The organism is Rhodoferax sp. GT1R46 (assembly GCF_056521285.1).
The window spans coordinates 19,723-45,847 of sequence record NZ_JBWMBC010000013.1 but is presented as its reverse complement, the minus strand read 5'-3'; the positions used below and the strand labels follow the sequence as shown (position 1 = coordinate 45,847).

The window sequence follows — 26,125 nt, the reverse complement described above, 5'->3', positions numbered from 1 at the left end:
CAACGGCCCACTTCGGTGGGCCGTTGTCGTTGGGGACCTGCATTTTTGCCCTACCATTCACGACACCTTAGACACCACCCTGACTACCCGTCATGATCAAACTGTTTGTTGGACTCGGAAACCCGGGCCCTGAATACGAAGCCACACGCCACAATGCCGGATTCTGGTGGCTGGACGCACTGGCCCGCGAGCTCAAAGTGTCACTGGTGATGGACAAGGGTTACCACGGCTTGGTGGCGCGTACCACCGTGCATGGACAAACAGTCTGGTTGCTGGAACCGCAGACCTTCATGAACCTGTCGGGCAAATCAGTAGCCGCGCTCGCGCGATTTTTCAAGATCGCGCCGCAGGAAATCATGGTCATCCACGACGAACTCGACATCCCGCCGGGCCAGGCCAAACTCAAACTCGGCGGCAGCCACGCCGGGCATAACGGCTTGCGTGACATCCACGCCCAATTGGGCACCGACGACTACTGGCGTCTGCGCCTGGGTGTAGGCCACCCGGGCAACAAAGCCGAAGTGGTCAGCTGGGTACTGAAAAAACCCATCTTGGATGATCGTATTGCCATCGAACAATGCGTTGACCGATCCCTCAAGGCCGTGCCCGCTTTTATGGCGGGCGACATGAACAAGGCCACCTTGCTGGTGCATACCAGCAAGCCCCCAAGACCCCATGCGCCCCAGCAACCGCGTCCCCTCAAGCCAAGCCAGGCAGCTGAGCCGGTGAACCAGGATTCACCCACTGGCCTCGCCCCCATACCAACCAACCCAGGAACTATTGCGTGAAAAACCTATTGTTGACCGCTATTACTTTGATAGCTGCTTGCGCACTATCTACGGGGGCCTGGGGCCAAAAAATCTACAAATGTGGTGCGTCATACAGCCAGACACCCTGCGACGGTGCTGTCACAGTCATCGCCGATGACCCGCGCAGCAAAGCCCAAAAAACCGAGGCCGATGCAGCCACCCGAAGCGAAATGACTGCGGCCAACAGCATGGAAAAAACCCGTTTGAAAGCGGAGGCGCAGATACTGGCCGACAACAAAGCAGCAGACAAAAAAGAGGCTGCAGCAAAGGCTGCCAAGTCAAGTAAAGAGCAGGCCCAGATGGAAGCGACCCAAGCCACAAAGACCGGTGCCCAAAAGAAGAACAAAGCCCGGAAGAAAAAAGAGCCGGAGTTTTTCACCGCCCACGTAGCTGGTGAAAAAAAGCAGAAAGCCGCGGACTGAGTCTTGCGCTAAACCTTGGAGACCAACTGGAGCCGGCGGTATTTTTGCCACAAGGTCTCGTGGTCTTCCACAAACGCCGGGTTGACCGGAATACAGGACACCGGGCACACCTGCACGCACTGGGGTTCATCGAAATGGCCCACGCACTCGGTGCATTTGCTGGGGTCAATCTCATAGATTTCTGAGCCCATGTAGATCGCCTCGTTGGGGCATTCAGGCTCGCACACATCGCAGTTGATGCACTCGTCGGTAATGATCAGCGCCACGGCGAGCCCTCCATCGATAACCTTGCGACAAATGAGACGTTTTGCATGGGGCCCATTATCGTTGCTTGGCCCATAATGGTTTCCTCCCAAGGCTGCAACACCCTACTGCCATGTCTGAAAACACCCTGTCATCGAACGCGTCGCGCCCCTTGCACGCGTGGAGCGCTACGGACCTGTTGCACGCCTACCGGGCCCGTGAACTCTCACCCGTGGCGGTGACCCAATCGGTACTTGACCACATCGCCCGCTGGGAGCCCCATCTCTGCGCCGCCTACCTGCTGCGCCCCGAGCGCGCATTGGAGCAGGCGCGCCAGTCCGAGGCACGCTGGCAGCGCGGTGAACCGTGCGGTACGCTGGATGGTGTGCCCGTCACCATCAAGGAAAACATTGCCACCCGGGGCGACCCTATTCCCCTGGGTACCCTGGCCACCGATGCGCGGCCCGCCCGCGCCGACGCCCCGCCCGCCGCACGGCTGCGTGAGGCGGGCGCGGTCATGGTGTGCAAAACCACCATGCCCGACTACGGCATGCTGTCCTCGGGCGTGTCCACCTTCCACAAGCTCACGCGCAACCCCTGGAACCTGGAAAAGACGCCGGGCGGCAGCAGCGCCGGAGGTGCCGCCGCCGCGGCTGCGGGCTACGGACCGCTGCACATTGGCACCGACATTGGTGGCTCCTTGCGCCTGCCAGCGGGCTGGTGCGGCATCTACAGCCTCAAACCCAGCCTCGGGCGCATTCCCATCGACCCGGCCTACACAGGGCGCGCGGCAGGTCCCATGACACGCACCGTAGCCGACTCTGCGCTGTTGATGCAGGTGCTGAGCCAGAGCGATGACCGCGACAGCATGAGCCTGCCGCCCCACACCATTGCCTGGGATGACTGGGACGCTCCCGTCCGCTTCGTATCCGACCTGCGCATCGGGCTGCTCATGGACGCGGGCTGTGGCCTGCCGGTGGACCCCGAGGTGCGCGATGCGGTGCTGCGCGCCGCGCAACTGTTCTCACAAGCGGGTGCCATCGTCGAGCCCATGGCGCCCTTTCTCACCCGCCAGATGCTCGACGGCATGGACCACGCCTGGCGCATGCGCTCGCACCTGGATCTGGCGGCGCTGCCTGTCGGGAAAAGGGACACCGTTCTGCCCTACATCCGCCAATGGGCCGATAGCGTGAAAGACATGCCGGGCACTGCGGCCTTTGTCGCGTTCAGCCAGTTCCATGCCACGCGCGTGGCCACGGTGCAAGCCTGCAATGCCTTTGATTACGTCATTTCACCCACGGCGCCCATGCCGGCCTTTGCGGCCGAGCTGCCCTCGCCCACCAACGATCCGCTGCGCCCGCTGGAGCACATTGCGTTCACCGTGCCCTACAACATGTCGGAGCAGCCCGCCGCATCCATTCAGTGCGGCTACACGGCCAGTGGTCTGCCGATTGGTCTGCAGATTGCCGGTCGGCGGTTTGATGATTTAGGGGTGCTGCAGCTCAGCCGCGCATTCGAGCTATTGCGCGACCCACTGCGGGCCTGGCCACCAGTGCCCGTGGCCTGAGGCGATCGTCAGTCGCTCAAGGCTCAGTTAAGGCTCGGCCAACGCCTCCGAAAACTCGTCCGGCTTGACGATCATGACCGGCACCGCACTGGCGTGCAGAACTTCATTGGAAACCGAGCCTAGTATGGCAAGGCGCAAGGTGCTCGTTCCGCGGGCGCCCATCACAATCAGGTCGCAGCCAAAACGCTCGGATATTTCAATGATGATGTGTGCCGGGTCACCCTTGGCCACTTCGCACTCGTATTCCACACCTGCGGCGTCCAGCAGGGCTTGCGCGCCCACCAGCGCGTGCAAGCCCGCTTCGGCACTGGCCCTGTCGATCAGTTCCGGATCCTGCGCCAGCAGGAGCTCGTAGAGGTTGGCAGATTCCTGCACGTTGGCTAGCACCGCGTCGGCCCGCAGGCCCGCCAGCACCATGCGTATGGCAAAACGCACCGCCTCCAGAGACAACTCCGAACCATCCACGGGTAGCAAGATTTTCATGGTGCACTCCTGTTGGGCGACGGCCCGTGCACAGTATGCAGCGCCTAGGCCTTGGGTGTCTGCAATTTTTGCAACAGGCGAGCGCGCACGCTGGGCGCCACGAACTGCGCCACATCGCCCTTCAGCGTAGCAATTTCGCGCACCAGGGTGCTCGAAATATGCTGGTAGCGGGAATCAGGGGTCAGAAACACTGTCTCCACGTCAGGCGCCAGAGCACGGTTCATACCCGCAAGCTGGTTCTCAAAATCAAAATCCGTCACCGAACGCACACCCCGCAGCATGGCCCGGGCACCATGGTCCACCGCAAAGTCGCGCACCAGACCGGAAAAAGCTTCCACCTGCACATTGGCATAGGGCTTGAGGACTTCGCGCACCGACTCCAGGCGCTCCTCCAGACTGAACATCGTCTTCTTGTGGTGGGCTTCCGCCACCGCCACGATGACGGTGCCAAACAGACCCGCCGCACGGCGAATCAGGTCCTGGTGGCCCAGGGTGATGGGATCAAAGGTGCCGGGATACACGGCAATCACGGGGTTTGACATGGAGTGCTCCGGGGCCCACAGGCCCTGTTGTGCCAGAAATTATTCAGCGCCTGGGGTGGGTTCCACCGTCGCGGCAACGACGTCGACGGCCTGCAGCAGGTGCGCATGCACAGCGCCGGCTTTGAGGTGGCGGTGCACGGCCAGCCCCAGAGGTGCCAGTGCTTCGTCCGTCCAGGCCTTGGGCGCTTCCAGGTACACAAAACCGCCGGGTGCCAGGGCGCGCGCTGCAGCGGTCAATGCGGCTTCGTAAACATCGGCGTCAAACGGGGGATCCAGAAAGATCACATTCTGGGTACCCGGGGCCAACTGGCGCAATGCCGCCACGCCCTCGCCGCGCTGCAGTTGCAACTTTTGCGGCACTGCGGGCTTGGGAATATCAAGACTCAACAGCTGGGTGTGCACGCGCTGCAGTTGCTCCACCAGCGTGCCGTCTTTCTCCACCAGCAGCACGTCACTGGCACCGCGCGAAGCCGCTTCAAAGCCCAGTGCGCCGGTGCCGGCAAAGGCGTCCACACAGCGCATGCCCGTCATGTCCTGGCCCAGCCAGTTGAACAGGGTTTCGCGCACGCGGTCGGGCGTGGGGCGCAGGCCGGGCTTGTCGGCCACTTTGAGTTTGATGCGCTTCCAGTGTCCGCCGATGATGCGGATTTCGTGGGTTTGAACCAATTTGACGCGGATGGGGCGTTTGGGTGCGCCGGGGGTGCCGCGCTTGAGGGTGGATTTCTTTGCTTTCATGGGCACAGCTTAACCCAAGGCACCGTGCGCCCGCACCACGCTGACGGTACCTAAACCGGTTTTTCGCTAACCCGGGAAACTTTCAGAGCCGGCAGCACCTTCTGCACAGCGTCGACCGAAACCCGCGGTGAATCAGGTGCCAATGAGGCCAGACTGTTGAACGCCTCGGCGCTCAGGCGCCCCGCCAAGTGGCTGAGTTCACTGAACCGAAGGCCCTGGCGAACCAGAAAAGCAATGTAGGTATGGCGCAGCGTGGCGGCCGTGATGGTCTGGGGCTGCTCCAGAGAGGCGTCGTACGCGCTCGACGTGACCACGGCCTTGATGTCTTCCTGATCCAGCCGCCGGTCTGTGCCCTTGACAGACAGCAACGGTTGGTCTCCATCGGCCGACCTCTGTACGACAGTGTCACGCAGCGCTGCGGCCAGCGGCACGATCCGACCCGGCTCGCCAGGCACCTGCAGCGACCCCGATGCTAGGTTGACATGCCCGCACCGCAAAGCCACCGCCTCTTCCGGTGTCAAACCGCTCAGCAGACACACCAGGATCGGCAGATTATCCGGAGTCGCAGCCGCCAGCAGGGCACTCACCTCATCCGCGCGCAGTTCCCGCGGCAGGGCGTTCTCCAGCATCGGCCGGGGGTTGTCTTCCAACAAGGAATCGGGCGTGGCGGCGGCACCCAGGCGAGGATCCTGCCGGGGAGAAAAAGCCATCCAGGGTTGCGGGACCACCACTGCCGACGGACCTTGCGGCGGACGCTCGACCCGGCTAAAAAACTCCACGAACCAGACCGCCAAAAACCCCAGCAGCGCAGAGGCCACTAGCCCGATGGCGGCGTCGCGCCCATACAGTGGGCGCGAGGCCGAATCGGGTGTTGCGGGCGGATCCACAACGAGCAGACGCGGCCTGCGCGCTGTTTCACTGGATTCGAGTACCAGCAATTTTTGTCGGGCACTTTGCCGCATTTTCTCCAGCCCCTGCAACTCATCCTGCAGGGTCTGGAATTCGCCAAACTGGCGGGTGAAGCTTTGCACTTCCTGCCGGTCGCCCGAGATTTGTTGCTGCAGGCTTCGGGACGCAGCCTGCGCCGCCGCCAGTTCTTCCCGGGCATCAGCCAGCGCCGTTTGCTGGGCCTTTTGCCGCTCCTCTACGAGTTGCTGCTCCAGGTCCGCGATGCGCGCCTTGAGCGCAACCGCATTGGGGTCCATATTCATAAAGTCGGGTGTGAACCTGCGTTCCTGTGCGCGCCATTCCTCCCGCAGTTGCGACAGCCGCGACTCGACACCCGCGAGGGTCGGATTGTCCCTGGCTTGCGGCGCACGTTGACCCTGTGCAAGAGCGGACTCTACGGAGCGCAGGCGCCCGGAAGCCTTGGCCTCGCGCTCAGTGGCTGTGTTCAGCGAGGCGCCCAAGCCCTTGAGCCGTGACAGGGTCTGGTTCTCGTCGCGCTCACCCGACACGATGTGGGAGCGCAGCTTCAGCGCGTCCAGGCTGCTTTTTTTCTCAGCCACCTGGGCCTCGATTACCTTGACCTCGTCTCGTGTTTCGATCAGCTGGGTTTGGGCGGCCGCACTGCCTGCGCTCGCCTGCTCAGCTCGGTACACCTCAATCAGGGTGTTGATCAAGGGCGCGACCAGGGCCTGTTCGGTGGCCTGCGCCTGCAATTGCGCGATCGGCGCGCCATCCAGGGGCGTCACCGACAGCATGTTCTGCACAGTCTGCACGGGATCGTTGTCCGTGGCTTTCCAAAAACCTTGCATTTGCGGCTGCCGGATCACCTGCTCGATCAGGGGTCGGCTTCTGAGAACCTCCAGGGCAGCCAGAAACGCCTGTTTATCCTCGGGCGACTGCGCCGCTGTTGGCACGCCGCTCAAGGCCAGATGGCCCATCGGCGTGATTTGCACCCGGGCAGTGGCCTGGTAGACAGGCTGCCGTGAAAAGTTGGTGCCCAAGCTGATCAGCAAGCACAGCAGGAACACGCCGAAAAAAACGCGAATACGCAGGCGCATCGCCGGGCTGCGTGGCAGCGCACCGGCAGGCAGGTCAGCGTACGGTGCTTGCGCATAGCTCAACCGATCGTTAAAGGAGCGCTGCGGTGGGAATGTTTGTTCGTACACGGTGTGAACTCCCGTTTAAGTGCTTGCCTGGGTGAGCTACGTGAGCGCCACCCCGCCTAGGACGCTGATTAGATGGACATTAACGAAGGGGCGTCTTGACAACTATCAATGTCTCCCGATGTTTGCTTGGGGGCGGCCCACCACGCCGAAACCCCGCCGCCGTCACTTTCCTGCGGGCTGAGCCCCCAGCACCACCGTCACCATCTTTTGCGGCTGCAGTTTGCGCGCAAAAGCTGCGCGAATGTCGGCCGCGGTGAGCCGCTCCACGTGCTGCGTCCAGGTGTCGAGATAATCCAGCGGCAGGCCGTTCCAGGCGATGTTGGCTACGTTGTCGAGCAACTTGCGGTTGCTGTCGATCAAGAGCGCAAAGCCGCCAATCAGGTTGTCTTTGGCGGCTTGCAACTCCTTGTCGGTCGGACCATCGGCCACAAACTTCGTCAGTACTTCGCGCACGAGTGCCAATGCCTGCTGCGCCTGGTCGGGGCGGGTTTGCAGGCCTATCGTGAAAGCGCCCGCGTGCAGACCCGGGGCAAAATAGCTGTAGACGCTGTAACTCAGGCCGCGCTTTTCCCGTACCTCTTCGGTCAGCCGCGAGGTGAAGCCGCCACCGCCCAGAATGTGGTTGCCCACCATCAGGGCAAAGTGATCGGGGTCGTTGCGCTTGTAGCCCGGCTGACCCACCAGCACATGGGCCTGGGCCGAGGCAAAGGTGATGTCTTTTTCCTGGGCCTGCTGCAACGGCGGCACTTCGGGCACCGGCGGCAAGGCCGGGCAATCGCCTGCTGGCAGGTGTGCAAACAGCTGCGTCACCAACGCGTCGGCCTGCGCCTTGTCGAGCGCACCGACGATGCTGACTTTGGCGTAGCAGGGGCGCACCACGCGGGCATGCAGCGCGGCCATGTCCGGCACGTCGATGCGCAGCAAGGTCGCCTCTGTCATCTCCGCGCCATAGGGGTGCGTGCCATAGACCGCTTTCGAGAAGGCGCGCGCTGCCTGGGTGGCGGGTCGGGTGTCGGCTTCTTTCAAGGAAGCAATCAGCTTGGGGCGGTCGCGCAGCCAGTTGGACTGCGGAAAGGCGGGCTCCGCCAACTGGCGTGCCGCGAGCGCCACGGCCTTTTGCAGCAGGTCCGGGTAGGTGAGCGAGCGCAGCGAAAAGCTCAGGCGATCCACCCCCGCGCCACCGCCGAACGATGCGCCCAGGTCCGCCCAGGCTTCACTCAGGCCGTTCTCGTCCAGCGCAGGGCCGTGGGCCGTGGCCCGCACACCATTGGCGGTGGCGGCCGCCATCAGGTTGGCGAGGCCGGGTTTGTCGGCCGGATCCCGGCGGCCGCCGGCGTCCAGTTCAATGCGCACGTCCACCATGGGGATGGCCGGGCTTTCTACCAGAAAAACCTGGACGCCCGAGGGCTGCGTCCACTGGATGACAGGAATGCCCGCCCACGCAAAATTTATAAGAAAAAGGCCTGTAGCCCCCGCCAATACTGCGCGAGCAGCTCTCATTTTGATAGTAATCATAGGGGCTTCAGTGGCGGGCGCCGGCCATGGGCACGCGGGGTTTGCGGTTTTTGTCCGGAGGCTGGGGCAAGAGGGTGGCCACCGTCAGGGCGTCATCGCCAAAATACTTTGCGGCCACCGCCTGCACTTGGGCTGCGGTGACGGTGCGCAGGCGGGCGATCAGGCGCTCGTCGCTGTCCAGCGGGAAACCGGTGATCCAGTTGACGCCCAGCGAACGGGCCTGGTTGAAGACGCTGTCGAGTTTGTAGACCTCGCCCGCCACCCATTGGGTTTTGACGCGCTGCAACTCGGACTCGGTAACCCCCTCGCTGGCAATGCGCGCCACCTGCGCACGCAGCGCCTGCTCTACCTGGGCAGCGGTCTTGCCACTGGCGGGCACGCCCGAGAGCATGAACAGCTGCGGGCCCCGGGCGCTCAGGCCATAGTGCGAGCCGGCGTTGTCGGCCACATGGTCCTTGGGTTGGGTAAGGGCGCGGTCCAGACGGGCCCCGTCGTAGCCATCCAGCACCGCCGATAACACGGTCAGGGCCAGGGCATCGGCGTTGTCCGCGTTACCCGTGGCATCCGCACTCGTGGCGTCCAGGCCATCTGGGGCCAGACCCGGCACCTTGAATGCCAGTGCCACATAGGCCTGCTCAGCCGGGGCCTTGAAATCAAGGCGGCGCACGCCCGCCTGCGGGGGCTCCTCGCGCGGTTTGCGTACCGGCACCGCACGCGCCGGAATGCTGCCATAGTATTTTTCAGCCCAAGTGCGTACCTGGGCCACGTCCACGTCGCCTGCCACCACGACAGCGGCGTTGGCAGGGGTGTACCAGCGCTGGAAGAACGCGCGGGCATCGTCTGCCGTCATGGCGTCCAGGTCGCTCATCCATCCCACAATGGGCCTTCGGTAGGGCGAGGCTACATAAACCGCTGCGCTCAGCGCCTCATAGAGGCGGGCGTGGGGGTTGTCGTCGGTGCGCAGGCGGCGCTCCTCCTTGACCACTTCGAGCTCTTTGGCAAACACCGCGTCGCTCCACTGGTTGTTGGCGAAGCGGTCGGCTTCGAGCTTCATCACGTCTTCCAGACGGGCGGTGGGTATTTGCTGGTAGTAGCCGGTGTAGTCCTTGCTGGTGAAGGCGTTCTCGCGGCCCCCCAGTGCGGCCACGCGGCGCGAAAAATCGCCCGCTGCCACGGTGGGCGTGCCCTTGAACATCATGTGCTCCAGGACGTGGGCCACGCCCGAGGTACCGTCCACCTCGTCCATGGAGCCCACCCGCACCCACACCATATTGACAGCCGTCGGGGCGCGGTGGTCGGGTTTGACAATGAGCGCCATGCCGTTCGCCAGGGTGAATTGCTGCACAGCCGGTGCAGCCTGCGCGGCATGGCCGTGCGCTGAAAAGCCCAGGCCAAAACTCATCGCCACCGTCCACGCTATCGCGCGGGGCCGTGCGGTAAACCGGTTGAAAAAATGAGGGGATGGGGTCAACAAGCGCGGCTTGAACGGGGGCTGTGGGTGTTTCATAGAATGTCTGATTCTAAGAACGCCCCACATGTTCAGTTTTTTCAAAAAGAAATCCCCTCCTCCGCCCGTTGTTGCGCCCGTTTCACCGCCTGATTACCCCCCGGCAGCGCGGGGCGGCTCGCTGATTGGCAGCGCGCTGGTCGCACCCATTGACATCCCGGTACCCAGTGCCACGCCGCCCGAACGCCAAAAGTGGCTGGACAAGCTCAAGCTCAGTCTGGGCAAAACGGCGTCCGGCATCTCGACGGTGTTTGGTGGTTCGCAGATCGACGAGGCGCTGTACGAAAGCCTCGAAGACGCCCTGCTCATGGCCGACACCGGCGTACCCGCCACGCAGTATTTGCTGGCCGAGTTGCGCCGCAAGGTCAAGGAAAGCGGCGTGACCCATCCGGTGGCCCTGAAAAACATCCTGATTGCCACACTGACCGACCTACTGCAGCCGCTGGAAAAACCGCTGGTGATTGGCCAGCACCGCCCCACCGTCATCATGGTGGCAGGCGTCAACGGTGCAGGCAAAACTACGTCGATTGGCAAGCTCACACGGCATTTGGCCGAGCATGGTGCCAGCGTGCTGCTGGCAGCCGCCGACACGTTTCGCGCGGCAGCGCGCGAGCAGCTGAGCATCTGGGCCGACCGCAATACGGTGGACATCATCAGCCAGGAAGGGGGCGACCCCGCCGCCGTGAGCTTTGACGCCGTCAGCGCCGGCAAGGCCCGCAACAAGGATGTCGTGCTGATCGATACCGCCGGGCGCCTGCCAACCCAGCTTCACCTGATGGAAGAGCTGAAAAAAATCAAGCGCGTGATCCAGAAGGCCGATGCGACGGCGCCCCACGAAATCCTGCTGGTCATTGATGGCAACACCGGGCAAAACGCCCTGACCCAGGTGCGCGCCTTTGACGATGCGCTGGGCCTGACCGGGCTGATCGTCACCAAGCTGGACGGCACGGCCAAAGGGGGCGTGCTGGCGGCCATTGCCCGCGAGCGGCCCATTCCCGTGTACTTCATCGGTGTGGGTGAAAAGCTCGAAGAGCTGGAAACCTTCAACGCCCGCGAGTTTGCGCAGGCCCTGCTGGCCTGACCCGGTGCAACCCCTAATTTTTTTGCCATGAACCACGCTTTCTTCACGCACACAGACACGCCACTAACGCTATCCCGTCGCCACGCCCTGGCTTTGGCCCTGGGCAGCCTGGCATGGCCTGCGCTGGCCCAAAATACCCCCGCCTGGAACGACATCCAGAGCAAAGCGCGTGGGCAAACCGTGTATTTCAACGCCTGGGGGGGTGGGGACAACATCAACGCCTACATCCAGTGGGCGGGCGCCGAAGTGCGCAAGCGCTATGGCGTCACGGTGGAGCACGTCAAGGTGACAGATACCGCCGACGTGGTCAAACGGGTGCGCAATGAAAAAGCGGCAGGCAAGCTGAGTGGCGGCTCGGTGGACATGGTCTGGATCAACGGCGAAAACTTTCTCGCCATGAAACGCGAAGGCCTGCTGTTCGGGCCATTTGCGGAAAAGCTGCCGTCGTACGCCTTTGTGGACGTGCAAGGCAAGCCCACAACCCGCGTCGACTTTTCCGAGCCGGTGGACGGCATGGAAGCACCCTGGGGCATGGCCCAGCTCACCTTCTTTGTTGACAGCAAACGCGTGAGTGCGCCTCCGCGCAGCATGGCCGAACTGCTGGCGTTTGCCAAAGCGCACCCCGGGCGCGTCACCTATCCCCGCCTGCCGGACTTTCATGGCGCCACCTTCATCAAGCAGGCGCTGACTGAACTCAACTCCAACCGCAGCGCGCTGTACAAGCCCGTGACACCCGAGGCTCTGGCCCAAGCCGCGGCACCGTTGTGGGCATATCTGGACGCACTGCACCCCCACCTGTGGCGCACAGGCAAACAGTTCCCGCAAAACGCGGCCGCGGTTCGCCAAATGATGGCCGATGGCGAGTTGCTGCTGGCATTCACCTTCAACCCCAATGAAGCGGCGAATGAAATCGCTGCCAAACGCCTGCCACCGAGCGTCAACAGCTACCAATTTCGTAGCGGCACGATCGGCAACACGCACTTTCTGGCTATCCCGTTCAATAGCGGAGCCGCAGCCGGTGCGCAAGTGTTCGCCAATTTCCTGCTGGGTGCCGAGGCACAGGCCCGCAAGGCGGATATTGCCGTCTGGGGCGATCCCACGGTGCTTGCGGTGGACCAACTCCCCGCCGCCGAGCGCGCCCGCTTTGCCGCCAAACCGCTGCCCGGCCAGGTAGAGGTGAGCGCGCCCGCGATCCCCGAGCCCCATGGAAGCTGGGTGGGCCCGCTGGAAAAAGAATGGCTTAAACGTTACGGACAGTAGATGAAAAAATTTCTATCCTGGGGTGCGGCCTGCGTGCTGGCGCTGGCGGCCTACCTGTTGTTGTGGCCCGTACCCATTGATCCGGTATTTCTGGTGACGCCTGCGGCACCCGGTTATGTGGGCGTGCATGCCGTCAACACCAAACTGGCCCACTTGCAGATCATCGACTTGCATGGCGAGGTGGGGCCCGAGCACATTCTCTTTGGGCCGGACGGCAAGCTCTACACCACAGTGGCCAGCGGCAACATCTTGCGGATGCATGCCGACGGCACAGCGCAAGAGGTATTTGCCAACACCGGCGGGCGCGTCCTGGGCTTTGACTTTGATGCCAAAGGTAACCTGATTGCAGCCGATGCTGTCAAAGGTTTGCTGTCGATTGCCCCCGACCGCACCGTCACGGGGTTGACCGACAATGTGGGCGGGGACCCGATTCGCTACGCTGATGCGGTGGTGGTCGCCAAAAACGGCAAGATGTATTTCAGCGACGCCTCCACCCGCTTTGCGCCCAAGGACTGGGGCGGCACCTTTGAGGCCAGTGTGCTGGACATCATTGAGCAGGCCTCCACGGGCCGCATTCTGGAATTTGACCCGGCCACCCAGGCCACGCGCATCGTTGCGCAGGGCCTCAGCTTTGCCAACGGCGTAGCCCTCAGTACCGATGAGCAACACCTGTTTGTCAACGAGACGGGCAAATACCGCGTCTGGAAAATTGCTGTCTCCGCCAACGGGCTGAACATCGCCCAGACCAGCCCGCAGGCGACGGTGCTGCTGGACAACCTGCCCGGCTACCCCGACAACCTGATGCGCGGGCTCGACGGAAAAATCTGGCTCGGTTTTGCCAAGCCTCGCAACCCGGTGGCGGACAACATGGCCGGCAAGCCCTGGCTGCGTCGCCTGACCCTGCGCCTGCCGCGCATGTTCTGGCCTGTGCCACCCTCGTATGGTCACGTCATCGCCTTCACCGAAGATGGGAAAATAGTTGCCGATCTGCAAGACCCCACCGGGGCTTACCCCGAAACCACCGCCGTCACCGAAACCAAAGACCGCCTGTACATCCAGAGCCTGCACGCGCAGGGTCTGGGCTGGCTGGCGAAATGATTTTTACTGTTTGATATGACCACTCTGCTACCCCGCATCGAAATCGAAAGCGCGCCCAACCCCACTGCTGCGGTCATCTGGCTGCACGGCCTGGGCGCAGATGGCAATGACTTTGCCGGTCTGGTTCCGCAGCTGGACCTTGCGGGTTGCCCGCCCATCCGCTTCGTGTTTCCCCATGCTCCCAGCATGCCCATCACATTGAATGGCGGTTATGTCATGCCGGCATGGTACGACATCCTGGGGCTGAATCTGGTGGACCGCCAGGACGACCGGGGCATTCAGAAATCCGAGTGGGCCATCACCGCGCTGATCAACAACGAGGTGGCACGGGGCATCCCTTTTGATCGCATCGTGCTCGCCGGCTTCAGCCAGGGCTGCGCCATGGCGTTGCACACCGGTCTGCGCCTGCCACACCAGCTGGCCGGCATCATGGCGCTGTCGGGCTACTTGCCGCTGGCCGACCGCTTTCCCAGCGAGCGCCACGCAGCCAACGCCCACACACCCGTGTTCATGGCGCATGGCACGCAAGACCCGGTGGTGGTACTCAAGCGGGGCGAAGACTCGCGCGATGCACTGGTCGCGCTGGGCCACCCAGTGCAATGGCACACCTACCCTATGCCGCACAGCGTGCACCCGCGCGAAGTGGCCGATATTTCTGCCTTTTTGACCCAGGTGCTGGGCGCGTCCAACCGTGCAGCCTGAGGACACCCAACTCACACTGGGCATCGACTTCGGCACCTCCAACTCCGCCGCGGCGCTGATTGGCGCCGATGGAAAAATCCAGACCATTCCGCTGGACGGCGTGCGAGCCGAGATGCCCACCGCGCTTTTCTTTGCCAGCGAAACACACACCGTTCTCTATGGTTCGGCCGCCATGCAAGCCTACCTGGCGGGCACCGAGGGGCGCTTGCTGCGCTCCCTCAAGAGCCTGCTGGGCAGCCGGTTGATGGACGAATACACCGCCGTCGATGGCCAGAGCATTCGTTTCTTCGACATCGTGGTGCTGTTCTTCAAGGAACTCAAGCGCCGCTGCGAAGCCCATGTGGGCCAGCCGCTTACGCGCGCCATGCTCGGGCGCCCGGTGCACTTTGTCGATGATGACGCCGAACGCGATGCGCTGGCGCAAGAAACCCTGGGCCGCGCCGCGCTGGAGGCCGGTTTTACGCAGATTGCCTTCCAGCTCGAACCGATTGCCGCTGCGCTGGATTACGAACAACGCGTGAGCGTAGAGACCACCGCGCTGGTGGTGGACATTGGTGGGGGCACCTCCGACTTCACCGTGATCCGACTGAACCCGGCGCGCAGCCAGATCAGCGACCGCACGGCAGACATTTTGGCCACCACCGGCGTGCACATTGGTGGTACCGACTTTGACCGCCTGCTGGACCTGTCCACCGTGATGCCGCTGTTGGGCTACAAGCACCTGGGTACGGGTGGGCGCCCGGTGCCCAATAGTGTGTTTTTTGACCTGAGCACCTGGCACCTGATCCACCAGGCCTACACCCGCAAGTCCCTGCACTTTGCCCGGGAGCTATGGACCGACTACACCGACCAGACCCTGCACCGGCGGCTGATGGACGCGCTGGAAGAGCAGCACGGCCACCGCATGCTGGCCGGGGTGGAGGCGGCCAAGATTGCCTGCTCCATCAGCGGCGAGGACGCGCTGGTCGACCTGGACTTTCTGGGCCACGGCCCCTCAGAACACCTGGGTGCCACCGTCACAGCAACCGGCATGGCCGACGCCCTGCACCAGTCGCTGGCCCAGGTCGTGCAATGTGCCGCGCTATGCGTACAACAGTCTGGCCTGCCTGCGGTGGATGCGGTCTACCTCACGGGTGGTTCCTCCGCGCTGCGTCCGTTGATAGAAGCGTTGCGAGTGGCCATGCCAACCGCCACGCTGGTGGAAGGCAACCGTTTTGGCGGTGTGGCGGCGGGATTGGCCTATGCAGGGGCTACACTGCCGGCGTGAACCCTTTCCAACGCATCCACCGCATCCAACTGACGGCCTTGATCGTGATGGTCGCCCTTCTGCTCGGCGGGTGCAGTACGGCACCTCCTGCGCCGCAGGGATCAGCCGCCCTTGCAACCTGGAGCCCGCCTTCGCGCCTGCTCCCGGGGGAAGCCGACGACATCACGCTGTACGCCCTTGGGCTCGTGGGAACGCCGTATCGCTTTGGAGGCAACACGCCAAATTCGGGCTTTGACTGCAGCGGGCTGATCGGCCATGTCTATCTGACCAGCGCGCGGGTTGCGCCACCCCGCACCGTATCCAACCTGAACCGCTGGGGGCAGCCGGTATCGAAAAACCAGGTACAGACCGGCGATCTGGTCTTCTTTTCCCAAAGTGACGTGGCCACCCACGCCGGAATCTACGTGGGCGAGGACCGCTTTGTCCACGCGCCGTCCACGGGCGGAGAAGTACGCCTGGATTCGTTGAATTCAAAATACTGGGCATCGCAGCAAGTGTCTTTCCGCCGCCCCTAAAATCGCGTCCACCCCTTCAGGAATTTGATCGCATGCAACCATCAACGCCAGCCAAGGCGAACTGGGCCACTTCGGACGCGGGCATCTGGCATCGGTGGCGCGGCTATACCGTTCGCTGGCTGCTTTTCGGTGAAGTCGTCCAGCTCTACCAACCCACCGTGGACGGTCCGGACAGCTATTGGGAACAAAAACTGTATCAGGCGCTGATGGGCCTGGTGTTTGGTGCCACGTGCGCAGTGGTCTTCACACTGGCGGAAAACACGTTCAACGTCGTCCGCTTGAAATGGAAGTCCTGGCTGATCGTCATTGCAACCTGGATTGTCGTGAAAGTGGCCTTTGTCAGCGTACTGTCTGCCGTAACGGGATGATGCTACGTTTTTAATAGCTGCTTGCGCATATTCCACGGGGGCTAGAGGACATTTTACCTATAAATCAGCATGGTAAATCCGCCCCACTCCCTTCACACCCAACACCACCACACCGCTGCGCTTGTGCTACTGGCGTTGGTGGGCGTACCGCTGCTGTGGAGCCTGTGGGGCGCGGTGACTGCCGCACTGGACTATGCTGCCTGGGCGGCGCTGGTCCACGATGCACAGACCCTGCGGGCATTGGGCATGAGCCTGTGGACCGGCCTGCTCTCCAGCACTTTGGCGGTGGGCGGCGCTGCCTTTGTGCTGTCGCGCAGCTTTGGACAGGCGGCTTGGCCGCGTGTGGTGCGGCTGCTGGGGCCCATGCTGGCCGTACCGCATGCAGCGTTTGCCATCGGGCTGGTGTTTTTGATTGCGCCCAGCGGCTGGTTGCTGCGCGCCCTCTCGCCCTGGGCCACGGGCTTTGACGCGCCGCCACCCTGGCTCACGACGCAAGACCCCTGGGGCTTGGGCTTGATTGCCGTGCTGGCGTTGAAAGAAATGCCTTTTTTACTGTGGGCTGCACTGGGCCATTTGCAGCGCCCCGATGTGGCACGCCGACTGCAGCAAGAACTGCAAGTCGCGCAAACCCTGGGATTCGGTCCACGCACCGCGTGGTGGCGGGTGGCGTGGCCGCAAATGTGGCCACGCCTGACTGGCCCGATGCTGGCGGTGCTGGCCTATGGATTGACGGTGGTGGATGTGGCGCTGGTCATCGGCCCCACATCTCCGCCGACTCTGTCCGTATTGGCATGGCAATGGCTGCGCGATGCCGACTCCGCCATGAATGCACAAGGCGCAGCCGCCGCCTGGCTGCTGGTGGCTGCGCTGGCCAGCAGTGCCGGATTGGCCTGGGGGCTGACGCAACTGCCACGGTGGCGCAAGCGCTGGGTACGTGGCGCACCGAACCATGGCACACCTGCGCCTGCCGGCATTGGCAGCCTGTGGGCCTTGGCGGCAGTCTATGCCTCGGTGCTGCTCGCGCTGCTGGTGGGCAGCGTGTTTGGCAGCTGGCCTTTTCCGTCGCTATGGCCCGAGAGCTGGACGGGGTCGGCCTGGTTATCGGTCGCGGGCAGCAGCAGCACGTTGGTCACCACCGTGTGGCTGGGCCTTGCCAGCAGCCTGGCCGCGCTGGTGTGGGCCGTGGCGTGGCTGGAGCTGGCCCCGGCCCGCTGGAACACGCATTTGCGCCGGGTACTCTACCTGCCGCTGGTCCTGCCGGCCGTGCTGTGGGTGGTAGGCCTGCACCGCCTGGCAGTGGCATGGGGTCTGGATGGTCAAGCATGGGGCGTGTGGCTGGCGCACACATTGGCCACCTTGCCCTATGTGCTGATGGCCTTGCACAGCGCCTATGCCGGGTTTGACCCGCGCCTGCGCGCCATTGCCGCCAGCCTGGGGCATGGGCGCTGGGTGTTTTTGCTGCGCATCAAATGGCCACTGTTGCGCGCCGCACTGGCCGCCAGCTTTGCGGTGGGTTTTGCGGTGAGCGTGGCGCAGTACCTGCCCACGCTGTATGTTGGCGCCGGGCGCTTTGCCACCGTCACCACCGAAGCGGTGAACCTGGCTGCGGGCGCACAGCGTTCGCTCACATCCGCCTACGCCTGGCTACAGTGGTTGCTGCCGGTACTGGTGTTTGCGCTGGCCGCGCGCCTGGGGCGGGCGCGGCGGTTTTAAGTCCGTTTGAGCACCAGCGTCAGGATGTCGTACGACGCCACCAGCTCGTCGTGCTGGTTGGTCACTTCCACATCCCACGCCACCACGCCCTGGCCGATGCCATTGGCGTCCTTCTTGTTCTTGTCGGTCTTGCGCTTGCAGGTCAGGCGTGCACGAATGGTGTCGCCAATGCCCACAGGTTTGATGAAGCGCAGGGTATCGAGCCCGTAATTGGCCAGCACCGGGCCGGGTGCGGGTGACACAAACAAGCCTGCTGCCGCCGACAGCACAAAGTAACCATGCGCAATGCGCTTGCCAAAGGCAGATTCCTTTGCGGCAATGTCGTCAAAGTGCATGTAGAAATAGTCACCCGAGATGCCGCCAAAGTTGACCAGATCGGCCTCGCCCACCGTGCGGCGGTGGGTCAGCAAGGAATCGCCAATCTGCAGGTCTTCAAAGAAACGGCGAAACGGATGGATGTCGGACTCGCGCACTTTGGCGCCGCGCACATGCTCGCCGGTGACTGCCGCCAGCATGGTGGGCGAGCCCTGCACTGCCGCGCGTTGCAGGTAGTGCTTGACGGCGCGTATGCCGCCCAATTCTTCACCGCCACCGGCGCGCCCCGGGCCACCGTGTTTGAGCTGGGGCAAGGGTGAGCCGTGGCCGGTGGACTCGACCGCCGCTTCGGCATCGAGCACCAGCAAGCGGCCGTGCCACGCTGCTGCCACAGGTATCGCGTGGGCTGCAATTTTGGGATCGCGCGTGACCAGCGTGGCCACCAGGCTACCGCGCCCGCGGGCCGCCAGCGCCAGTGCTTCGTCGATACCGTCGTACGCCATGAGCGTGCTGACCGGACCAAAGGCTTCAATGTCGTGCACGGCGTCGTCATGGAGCGGGTCGCGGCTGAGCAGCAAGGTGGGCGCGAAGAAGGCGCCCTGTTCCACGCCGTCACCCAGCGGCGCAAACCCGTCGCGTGCACCATAGACCAATTCCGCGCTTTTCAGCAGCAGCGCCACGCGTTCGGCCACGTCGGCCTGCTGCGCATGCGAGGCCAGCGCGCCCATGCGCACGCCCTCCACTGACGGGTCGCCGATCACCATTTTTGACAAGCGATCCTTGAGCCTGCTGGCCACAGCGTCCAGATGCTGGCGCGGCACGATGGCCCGCCGAATGGCGGTGCACTTCTGGCCCGCCTTGGTCGTCATCTCACGCGCCACTTCCTTGATGAAGAGGTCAAACTCGGCATCGTCCGGCGTCACGTCAGGGGCCAGAATGGCACAGTTGAGCGAGTCGGCCTCGGCGTTGAACGGCACCGAATGGCGGATCAAATTCGGGTGCACGCGCAGCTTGGCGGCAGTGTCGGCCGATCCGGTGAAGGTGACCACATCCTGCCCTTGCAGACGGTCCAGCAAATCACCCGTGCCGCCGATCACCAGTTGCAAACTGCCTTCGGGCAACAGGCCCGAACGGTGCATCAAGCGGACTGCAGCCTCCGTGAGATAGCTGGTCGAAGACGCCGGTTTGCCGATGCAGGGCATGCCCGCCAGAAAGCTGGGTGCAAATTTTTCGAGCAAGCCCCAAATGGGGAAATTGAAGGCGTTGATGTGCACCGCCACACCCCCGCGTGGTACCAGAATGTGCGTACCAGAAAAGCCGCCTTTCTTGCCCAGCGCCATGGCCGGGCCTTCGTGCACCAGATTGCCCGAAGGCAACTCGTTACCCGCCATGCTGGCATAGGCAAACAGGGTGCCCGCGCCGCCCTCAATGTCGATCCAGCTGTCAGCGCGGGTGGCGCCGGTGTGGGCCGAGATGGCATACAGCTCTTCCTTGTGCTCGCCCAGGTATTTGGCCAATGCCTTGAGGCGCTCAGCGCGCTGCTGAAAATCCATCGCCATCAGGGCGGGCAGGCCGGTGGTGCGCGCATAGGCGACGGCCTCGCCAAAATCGATGGCTTCGGCGTGGGTCTGTGCTACCGGACGGCCGTTGACGGCACTGCGCAGCACTTGCGCAGGCGCCTGGCCTATCCAGCGGCCGGCGATCAAACTTTGAAGGGTTGTGGTCATGGTGAGTCTCGGTTATCAATGAACTAAAAAGGCAGACAACCGCCGTGACACGGCGGGAGTTGCGAAGGGTTAAGCGGCGTCTCGCTTGGCGCCCATACCCAGGTAGGTGTCAATAATGCGTCGGTCACGCAAGAGCGACGGGGCATCGCCACTGAGCGCCACAGCACCCATCTCCAGCACATAGGCGCGATCCGCCAGTTGCAGTGCGGCGCGGGCGTTCTGCTCCACCAGCAGCACCGACACACCCAGCTTGCGCAGTGAGGCCACCACCTGCAACACCTCGCGCACGATGAGGGGCGCCAGGCCCAACGAGGGCTCATCGAGCATCAGCAGGCGCGGCCGTGCCATCAGGGCGCGGCCAATGGCCAGCATTTGCCGCTCGCCACCCGACAGCGTCGCGGCGAATTGCGCGCGGCGCTCTTCCAGGCGCGGAAAGATGGAAAACACCTCTTGCATGCGTTCACGCTGGTCACGCTGACCCTTGCGCCAGCGCGAGAAGCCGCCCAGCAGCAGGTTGTCTTCCACCGACATTTCGGCAAACAGCTCGCGCTTCTCGGGCACCAGGGCCACACCGCGCGCCACCATGGCCTCAACGGTTGGGCGCTTGATCAACTCGCCCGCCAGCGTGAGTGCTCCGGTGGACGGCAGCAAGCCCATGGCCGCGCACAGCAAGGTGGTTTTACCGGCGCCATTGGGGCCAATCACGGTGACAATTTCGCCTTCGTTAACCACCAGATTCACGCGGTGCACCGCTTCCACTGAACCGTAGGAGACGCAGAAATCGTTGAGGACAAGAACGGGTTGAACGGTCGGCTGGTTCATGCGGCCACCTCTGTCCACTCGTCGCTGCCGCCCAGATACGCATCGAGCACGCGCGGATTGGCTTGCACCTCGGCGGGGGAGCCCTGGGCAATCACCGCTCCAAATTCCAGCACGGTAATGCGGTCGGCAAGGTTCATCACAAACTCCATATCGTGTTCCACCACCAAAATGCCAACGCCTTCGGCGCGCAATTGTTTGAGCAGCGTGGCGAGCGCCTGTTTTTCGAGATGGCGCAGACCGGCAGCAGGTTCGTCCAGCAACAAGACCGCAGGCTGGCTGGCCAACGCCCTTGCAATTTCGATCACGCGCTGTTGCCCCAGCGCGAGTGAAGACGCTGGTGCATCGGCAAACGCAGCGAGCCCACAGCGCTCAATCTGGCGACGCGCCTCGTTGCGCAATGCGGCCTCTTGTGCGCGGTCCAGGCGCAGCATGGTGGACAGCCAACCGCTGCGCCCCCGGCGATGCGCGCCCAGGGCCACGTTCTCCAGCACGCTGCGGGCCCCGAGCAGGCGCACGTGCTGAAAGGTGCGCCCCAACCCGAGCAATGCAAAGTCGCGGGCGGGCTTGCCGTTCATGGCCTGCCCCATCAGCACCACATCACCCGAGGTGGGCGAATCCACGCCAGAAATCATGTTGAAAAATGTGCTCTTGCCAGCCCCGTTAGGGCCAATCAGCGCGTGCACCTCGCCTGCTTTTACGTCCATGCTGACCGCGTTGTTGGCCACCAGACCGCCAAAACGTTTGGTGACGGTGCGCGCCTCCAGAACCACTTGTCCCACCGGCGGTAAAGCGCGCTGGGGCAATGTGGCAGCGGTCACTTCCTTAGCCTCAGATGGTGGTGCGTCGGCCTTCATAAAGCGCTGCGCCCTGCGTGCCAGCGAGGGCCACAGTCCATCGGCAAAGCGTTGCAGCACAAACAACATCAGCAAGCCAAAAACAATCACTTCAAAATTGCCCGTAGCACCCAGCAGCTGCGGCAGGATGTCCTGCAACTTGGACTTGAGCAGGGTAATGAGCGCAGCCCCCAGCACCGCGCCCCACAGGTGGCCCGCACCCCCCACCACCGCCATGAACAGAAATTCAATACCGATGGACAAGCTGAACGGTGAAGGGTTCACAAAGCGCTGAAGGTGCGCATAGAACCAGCCTGACACCGCCGCCAGCAAGGCTGCCAGCACAAACACCTTGACCCGGTAGGTAGCGGTGTCCACGCCCATGGATTCGGCCATGACGCGGCTGGTCTTGAGCGCGCGAATAGCTCGCCCCTCGCGCGAATCCAGCAGGTTGTGCAGAGCCCACAGCGCAAACAGCAGCACCGCCCAGATGGCCAGACCCAACCAGCGCGGCTCGGCCAGCGAGAGCCCCGCGATGGTGAGTGGTGGCACGCCCGAAATGCCGGTGTGGCCACCCAAAAACTCCAGATTGCCAAACAGGTAATACAGGCTGAGACCCCACGCAATGGTGCCCAGCGGCAAATAGTGACCCGACAACTTGAGCGTGATGCGGCCCAGCGTCCAGGCCACCACGGCGGTCACCGCCAGACCCAGCAGCAAGCCCAGCCAGGGCAACAGCGACGGCGCGAGCCACCCATCCAGCGCGTGCGCCACCGCAGCCGACGTGCAGACCCACGCCGTGGCGTAGGCACCCAAGCCGACAAAGGCGGCCTGCCCAAACGAGGTCATGCCACCCACGCCCGTGAGCAACACCAGCCCTGCGGCCACCATGGCATACAAACCAATGTAGTTAAGCAGAGTGATGCTGTACTCGGGCAGCCAGCCCCAGACCAGCGCCAGCGCGGCCACACAAAGAACAGTAAGGCGGCGGGGCGTCATTCCTCGTCCTCCACATGGTGGCTGTTGATCGAGCGCCACAACAACACAGGAATGATCAAGGTAAACACCAGCACCTCTTTAAACGGACTCGCCCAGAACGACGCAAACGCTTCCAGCTGACCGACCAGCAAAGCCCCGGCCAGCGCCAGCGGATAGCTGGCCAGCCCCCCCACAATGGCGGCCACAAAGCCCTTCAGCCCGATGAGAAATCCGGTGTCGTAATACATGGTGGTCATGGGCGCAATCAGCAAACCACACACTGCCCCAATCAGGCCTGCCAGTGCAAAACTCACATCGCCAGAGAGCTCCGTGGGAATGCCCATCAGCCGTGCGCCGACCCGGTTCATCGCCGTGGCACGCAAGGCCTTGCCCACAATGGAGCGTCCAAAAAACAGAAACAGGGCGAGCACCAGGCTGAACGCAACCCCCACCACCACCAGCGATTGGCCGGTGATTGTCAAACCGCCCACGTCAAAACGCAGGTCGGAATAGGGTGTGGTGCGCGAACCCTCGGCCCCAAAGAACAGCAGGCCCAAGCCCACCAGCACACTGTGCAAGGCCACTGACACAATGAGCAGCATCAGCACCGTGGCGTCCGCCAGCGGCCGATACGCCAGGCGGTACAACAGCGGGCCCAGCGGCGTTACCAGCAACAGCGTGGCAACCGTCTGGCTGAACAAGGACTCCGGGTGCAGCAGCACCAGCGCACTGGCGGCGCCCGGAAACAACACGGTCCACACCAAAGTGGAAGGCCAGTCGACCAGTGCCCCGCGCTTGTAGCGCAGCACCTCTACAGCCAATGCAATAGCCGACAGCACCAGCACCAGCCACAGGGTAGGCGGCACGCGCCCCGCCTGCAGCGTTGCCATGGACAAGGCAGCAAATGCCACCAGCTCGCCTTGCGGTATGAAGATTACGCGGGTTACGGAGAACACCAGCACCAAAGCCAGCGCCATCATCCCGTAAACCGCGCCATTGACGATACCGTCCTGCGCGAGCAGCATTGCGATCTGCAAATCCATGGTGGGGTCCGTTCAAGTCCGATGAAGACTGTTTAAGGCTGGAATTTCCAGGCGCCGTTCTCGATCTTGACCATCACGCGTGCGCGCTGGTCCAGACCCAGGTGGTCAGCCGCGCTCATGTTGAAAATGCCGTGTGCACCGGGCATCTCCTTGACTTGCTCCAGCGCATCGCGAAGGGCCATGCGAAATTCAACCGTACCGGGCTTGGCTTTTTTGAGCGCCTGGGGCACCGCCGCGCTCATCAGCGCGCCCGCATCCCACGCATGACCACCAAAGGTAGACACGGTGCCCTTGCCATACGCGGCTTCATAGGCCGCCACATAGGCCAGTGCCGATTTTTTCAATGGATGACCGGCTGGCAACTGGTCCGCTACGAGCACTGGGCCTGCGGGCAAAAAGGTGCCTTCCACATCCTTGCCACCGACGCGCAGAAAGTCGGCATTGGCGATGCCGTGGGTCTGGTAAACCTTGCCAGCGTAACCACGCTCTTTGAGCGCCTTCTGGGGCAATGCGGCAGGCGTGCCGGAACCGGCAATCAGTACCGCATCGGGCTTGGCGGCTATGGTCTTGAGAACCTGCCCGGTGACCGCCGTGTCAGAGCGTGCAAAGCGCTCGCTGCCCACAATTTGCAGCTTCTTCAAAGCAGCAGCCTTGGTGAATTCCTGAAACCAGCCTTCGCCGTAGGCATCCGAGAAGCCGATGAAAGCCACCGTCTTGATACCACTGTTGGCCATGTGCTCTGCAATGGCCAGGGACATCATGATGTCGTTTTGCGGGGTCTTGAAAACCCAGCGCTTCTTGGCGTCTTGCGGTTCCACAATGCGCGCAGAGGCGGCCATCGAAATCATCGGCGTCTGCGCCTCGGCCACCACGTCAATCATGGCCAGCGAGTTGGGTGTAATGGTGGAACCCAGAATCACGTCGACCTTGCTCTCGGTGATCAGCTTGCGCGTGTTGCTGACGGCGGCCGTGGTGTCGGACGCATCGTCCAGAATGATGTAGTTGATCTTCTGACCACCGATGGTCTTGGGCATCAGTGCAATCGTATTTTTTTCGGGAATACCGAGTGAAGCAGCAGGGCCCGTGGCGGACACGACGACGCCGACATTGATGTCCGCATGAACCAGCGAACTGGCCACCAGTGCGGCTACCAGCGCGAGGGGTTTGAAAAATTTCATGGTTTGTCTCCTTTTATGGTTAATGAAAATCGAAAATAAATACACATCCCGGATGGGTCTTTCTCACCTCTTCTAAGCCCGCTCAATCGCCAGAGCGATGCCCTGACCGACACCGATGCACATGGTTGCCAGCGCCCGCTTGCCGCCAGTTCTCTCAAGCTGGCGCATGGCCGTCAAGGCCAGGCGCGCGCCAGATGCACCCAGGGGGTGCCCCATGGCGATGGCACCGCCGTTGGCGTTGACGTGCGCAGCATCGTCGGCAATGCCGAGCTGGCGCAGCACAGCCAGACCCTGCGCAGCAAAGGCTTCATTGAGTTCAATCACATCCAGATCGCCGACAGACCAGCCGAGCCGCTTCAACAACTTCTGGGTGGCAGGTGCGGGGCCGATGCCCATGATGCGCGGGGCCACGCCGGCGACGGCCGAACCAACCACACGGGCCCGGGGCGTCAGACCGTAGCGTTTGACTGCGGCATCTGACGCCAGCAACAGCGCACACGAACCGTCGTTCACGCCCGACGCGTTGCCCGCCGTCACCGAACCCGTCGGAAGCACAATGCCTTTGAGCGCCGCAAGCTGCGCCAGGCTAGTGGAACCACGCGGGTGTTCATCCACGGAGAAGAGGCTGGACTCGCCCTTTCCCTTGGGCACGCGGACCGGTACGATTTCTCCCGTAAAAAAGCCGGCCTCATGCGCCGCCTGCCAGCGCTGCTGCGAGCGCAGCGCAAGCTGATCCTGATCGGCACGCGAAATACCAAATTCCGTGGCGACGTTCTCGGCGGTCTCCGGCATGGAGTCAATGCCATAAGCCGCCTTCATTTTGGGATTGACGAAGCGCCAGCCAATGGTGGTGTCTTCTACCTTGACCGAGCGGGAGAACGCGCTATCCGCCTTGGCCATGACAAATGGTGCGCGGGTCATGCTCTCTACGCCCCCGGCGATCACCAGGTCCGCCTCACCGGCCGCAATGGTGCGGGCCGCCATGGCAACGGCGTCCAGCCCCGAGCCGCACAGCCGGTTCAGTGTGACACCGGGCACCTCCACCGGCAGCCCGGCCAGCAAGGCCGCCATGCGCGCCACGTTGCGGTTGTCTTCGCCGGCCTGGTTGGCGCAGCCATACAGCACGTCGTCAATAGCCGCCCAATCCACGCTGGGGTTGCGCTCCATCAGCGCGCGAATGGGAACGGCGCCCAGATCATCCGGGCGCATAGGTGCCAGTGCGCCGCCGTAGCGACCGATGGGGGTGCGCATGCCATCGACAATCCATGCATTCAGGGGAAATGTCATC

General features: G+C 63.1%; 24 protein-coding genes. 11 read left to right on the top strand and 13 right to left on the bottom strand.

Going from position 1 to position 26,125, the window contains the following annotated elements:
• Nucleotides 1–92 precede the first annotated feature (92 nt).
• The gene (pth, locus tag AC097W_RS20060; RefSeq protein WP_479604407.1) at nucleotides 93–788 is read left to right on the top strand and encodes an aminoacyl-tRNA hydrolase; all 696 of its coding nucleotides are present in this window, start codon (nucleotides 93–95) and stop codon (nucleotides 786–788) included.
• 209 nt (nucleotides 789–997) lie between these two features.
• A complete protein-coding gene (locus AC097W_RS20055; protein ID WP_479604406.1) occupies nucleotides 998–1,231 on the top strand; it encodes a hypothetical protein in 234 nt (77 codons plus the stop codon).
• Between the two features lie 8 nt (nucleotides 1,232–1,239).
• Here AC097W_RS20055 and AC097W_RS20050 read toward each other — a convergent pair whose 3' ends face one another.
• Entirely contained in the window at nucleotides 1,240–1,497 is a 258-nt protein-coding gene (locus AC097W_RS20050; RefSeq protein WP_479604405.1) for a YfhL family 4Fe-4S dicluster ferredoxin, read from the bottom strand.
• 110 nt (nucleotides 1,498–1,607) lie between these two features.
• Here AC097W_RS20050 and AC097W_RS20045 point away from each other — a divergent pair, with 110 nt between their 5' ends.
• A complete protein-coding gene (locus tag AC097W_RS20045; RefSeq protein WP_479604404.1) occupies nucleotides 1,608–3,041 on the top strand; it encodes an amidase in 1,434 nt (477 codons plus the stop codon).
• 27 nt (nucleotides 3,042–3,068) lie between these two features.
• Here AC097W_RS20045 and AC097W_RS20040 read toward each other — a convergent pair whose 3' ends face one another.
• The 6 genes from AC097W_RS20040 to AC097W_RS20015 form a co-directional block, all read right to left on the bottom strand.
• Nucleotides 3,069–3,524, bottom strand: coding sequence for a universal stress protein (locus tag AC097W_RS20040; protein WP_479604403.1), 456 nt, complete (start codon nucleotides 3,522–3,524; stop codon nucleotides 3,069–3,071).
• 44 nt (nucleotides 3,525–3,568) lie between these two features.
• Nucleotides 3,569–4,066 (bottom strand): pantetheine-phosphate adenylyltransferase, encoded by a 498-nt coding sequence (gene coaD, locus AC097W_RS20035; RefSeq protein WP_479604402.1) that lies wholly within the window; start codon nucleotides 4,064–4,066, stop codon nucleotides 3,569–3,571.
• Nucleotides 4,067–4,105: 39 nt separating this feature from the next.
• Nucleotides 4,106–4,801, bottom strand: a complete 696-nt coding sequence (gene rsmD / locus AC097W_RS20030) for a 16S rRNA (guanine(966)-N(2))-methyltransferase RsmD (RefSeq protein ID WP_479604401.1) — start codon at nucleotides 4,799–4,801, stop codon at nucleotides 4,106–4,108.
• A 50-nt stretch (nucleotides 4,802–4,851) separates the two neighbouring features.
• Nucleotides 4,852–6,915: a GumC family protein gene (locus AC097W_RS20025; RefSeq protein WP_479604400.1), complete on the bottom strand. Its 2,064-nt coding sequence runs from the start codon at nucleotides 6,913–6,915 to the stop codon at nucleotides 4,852–4,854.
• Between the two features lie 162 nt (nucleotides 6,916–7,077).
• Nucleotides 7,078–8,430: a M16 family metallopeptidase gene (locus tag AC097W_RS20020; protein ID WP_479604399.1), complete on the bottom strand. Its 1,353-nt coding sequence runs from the start codon at nucleotides 8,428–8,430 to the stop codon at nucleotides 7,078–7,080.
• A 7-nt stretch (nucleotides 8,431–8,437) separates the two neighbouring features.
• Nucleotides 8,438–9,832 carry a M16 family metallopeptidase gene (locus AC097W_RS20015; RefSeq protein ID WP_479604437.1) on the bottom strand — a complete coding sequence of 465 codons (1,395 nt, stop codon included), beginning with the start codon at nucleotides 9,830–9,832 and terminating at the stop codon, nucleotides 8,438–8,440.
• Nucleotides 9,833–9,965: 133 nt separating this feature from the next.
• On the opposite strand from AC097W_RS20015, the gene ftsY reads away from it, so the two are divergent.
• The 8 genes from ftsY to AC097W_RS19975 all read left to right on the top strand — a co-directional run bounded on the left by ftsY (nucleotide 9,966) and on the right by AC097W_RS19975 (nucleotide 17,941).
• A complete protein-coding gene (ftsY, locus tag AC097W_RS20010; protein ID WP_479604398.1) occupies nucleotides 9,966–11,018 on the top strand; it encodes a signal recognition particle-docking protein FtsY in 1,053 nt (350 codons plus the stop codon).
• A 27-nt stretch (nucleotides 11,019–11,045) separates the two neighbouring features.
• Nucleotides 11,046–12,278 carry an ABC transporter substrate-binding protein gene (locus AC097W_RS20005; protein ID WP_479604397.1) on the top strand — a complete coding sequence of 411 codons (1,233 nt, stop codon included), beginning with the start codon at nucleotides 11,046–11,048 and terminating at the stop codon, nucleotides 12,276–12,278.
• Complete coding sequence (locus AC097W_RS20000) at nucleotides 12,279–13,376, top strand: SMP-30/gluconolactonase/LRE family protein (protein ID WP_479604396.1); 1,098 nt, start codon at nucleotides 12,279–12,281, stop codon at nucleotides 13,374–13,376.
• A 15-nt stretch (nucleotides 13,377–13,391) separates the two neighbouring features.
• Nucleotides 13,392–14,078, top strand: coding sequence for an alpha/beta hydrolase (locus AC097W_RS19995; RefSeq protein ID WP_479604395.1), 687 nt, complete (start codon nucleotides 13,392–13,394; stop codon nucleotides 14,076–14,078).
• On the top strand, nucleotides 14,068–15,345 hold the full coding sequence (locus AC097W_RS19990) for an Hsp70 family protein (protein WP_479604394.1): 1,278 nt from the start codon (nucleotides 14,068–14,070) through the stop codon (nucleotides 15,343–15,345). The genes AC097W_RS19995 and AC097W_RS19990 overlap by 11 nt, the downstream gene beginning before the upstream one ends.
• Nucleotides 15,346–15,359: 14 nt before the next feature.
• On the top strand, nucleotides 15,360–15,860 hold the full coding sequence (locus AC097W_RS19985; protein WP_479604436.1) for a C40 family peptidase: 501 nt from the start codon (nucleotides 15,360–15,362) through the stop codon (nucleotides 15,858–15,860).
• Nucleotides 15,861–15,892: 32 nt separating this feature from the next.
• The gene (locus tag AC097W_RS19980) at nucleotides 15,893–16,228 is read left to right on the top strand and encodes a hypothetical protein (protein WP_479604393.1); all 336 of its coding nucleotides are present in this window, start codon (nucleotides 15,893–15,895) and stop codon (nucleotides 16,226–16,228) included.
• A gap of 69 nt (nucleotides 16,229–16,297) precedes the next feature.
• Complete coding sequence (locus AC097W_RS19975) at nucleotides 16,298–17,941, top strand: ABC transporter permease (protein WP_479604392.1); 1,644 nt, start codon at nucleotides 16,298–16,300, stop codon at nucleotides 17,939–17,941.
• On the opposite strand, the gene paaZ is transcribed toward AC097W_RS19975, so the two are convergent.
• The 6 genes from paaZ to pcaF all read right to left on the bottom strand — a co-directional run bounded on the left by paaZ (nucleotide 17,938) and on the right by pcaF (nucleotide 26,124).
• Complete coding sequence (gene paaZ, locus AC097W_RS19970; RefSeq protein ID WP_479604391.1) at nucleotides 17,938–19,983, bottom strand: phenylacetic acid degradation bifunctional protein PaaZ; 2,046 nt, start codon at nucleotides 19,981–19,983, stop codon at nucleotides 17,938–17,940. The two genes, AC097W_RS19975 and paaZ, sit on opposite strands and share 4 nt — an antisense overlap.
• Nucleotides 19,984–20,052: 69 nt before the next feature.
• Nucleotides 20,053–20,805, bottom strand: a complete 753-nt coding sequence (locus tag AC097W_RS19965; RefSeq protein ID WP_479604390.1) for an ABC transporter ATP-binding protein — start codon at nucleotides 20,803–20,805, stop codon at nucleotides 20,053–20,055.
• A complete protein-coding gene (locus AC097W_RS19960; protein WP_479604389.1) occupies nucleotides 20,802–22,637 on the bottom strand; it encodes a branched-chain amino acid ABC transporter ATP-binding protein/permease in 1,836 nt (611 codons plus the stop codon). Before AC097W_RS19960 ends, AC097W_RS19965 begins: the two co-directional genes overlap by 4 nt.
• Nucleotides 22,634–23,659: a branched-chain amino acid ABC transporter permease gene (locus AC097W_RS19955; protein ID WP_479604388.1), complete on the bottom strand. Its 1,026-nt coding sequence runs from the start codon at nucleotides 23,657–23,659 to the stop codon at nucleotides 22,634–22,636. The genes AC097W_RS19960 and AC097W_RS19955 overlap by 4 nt, the downstream gene beginning before the upstream one ends.
• Before the next feature lie 32 nt (nucleotides 23,660–23,691).
• Nucleotides 23,692–24,837, bottom strand: coding sequence for an ABC transporter substrate-binding protein (locus AC097W_RS19950; protein WP_479604387.1), 1,146 nt, complete (start codon nucleotides 24,835–24,837; stop codon nucleotides 23,692–23,694).
• 72 nt (nucleotides 24,838–24,909) lie between these two features.
• Entirely contained in the window at nucleotides 24,910–26,124 is a 1,215-nt protein-coding gene (gene pcaF, locus AC097W_RS19945) for a 3-oxoadipyl-CoA thiolase (protein WP_479604386.1), read from the bottom strand.
• Between the last annotated feature and the right edge of the window lies 1 nt (nucleotide 26,125).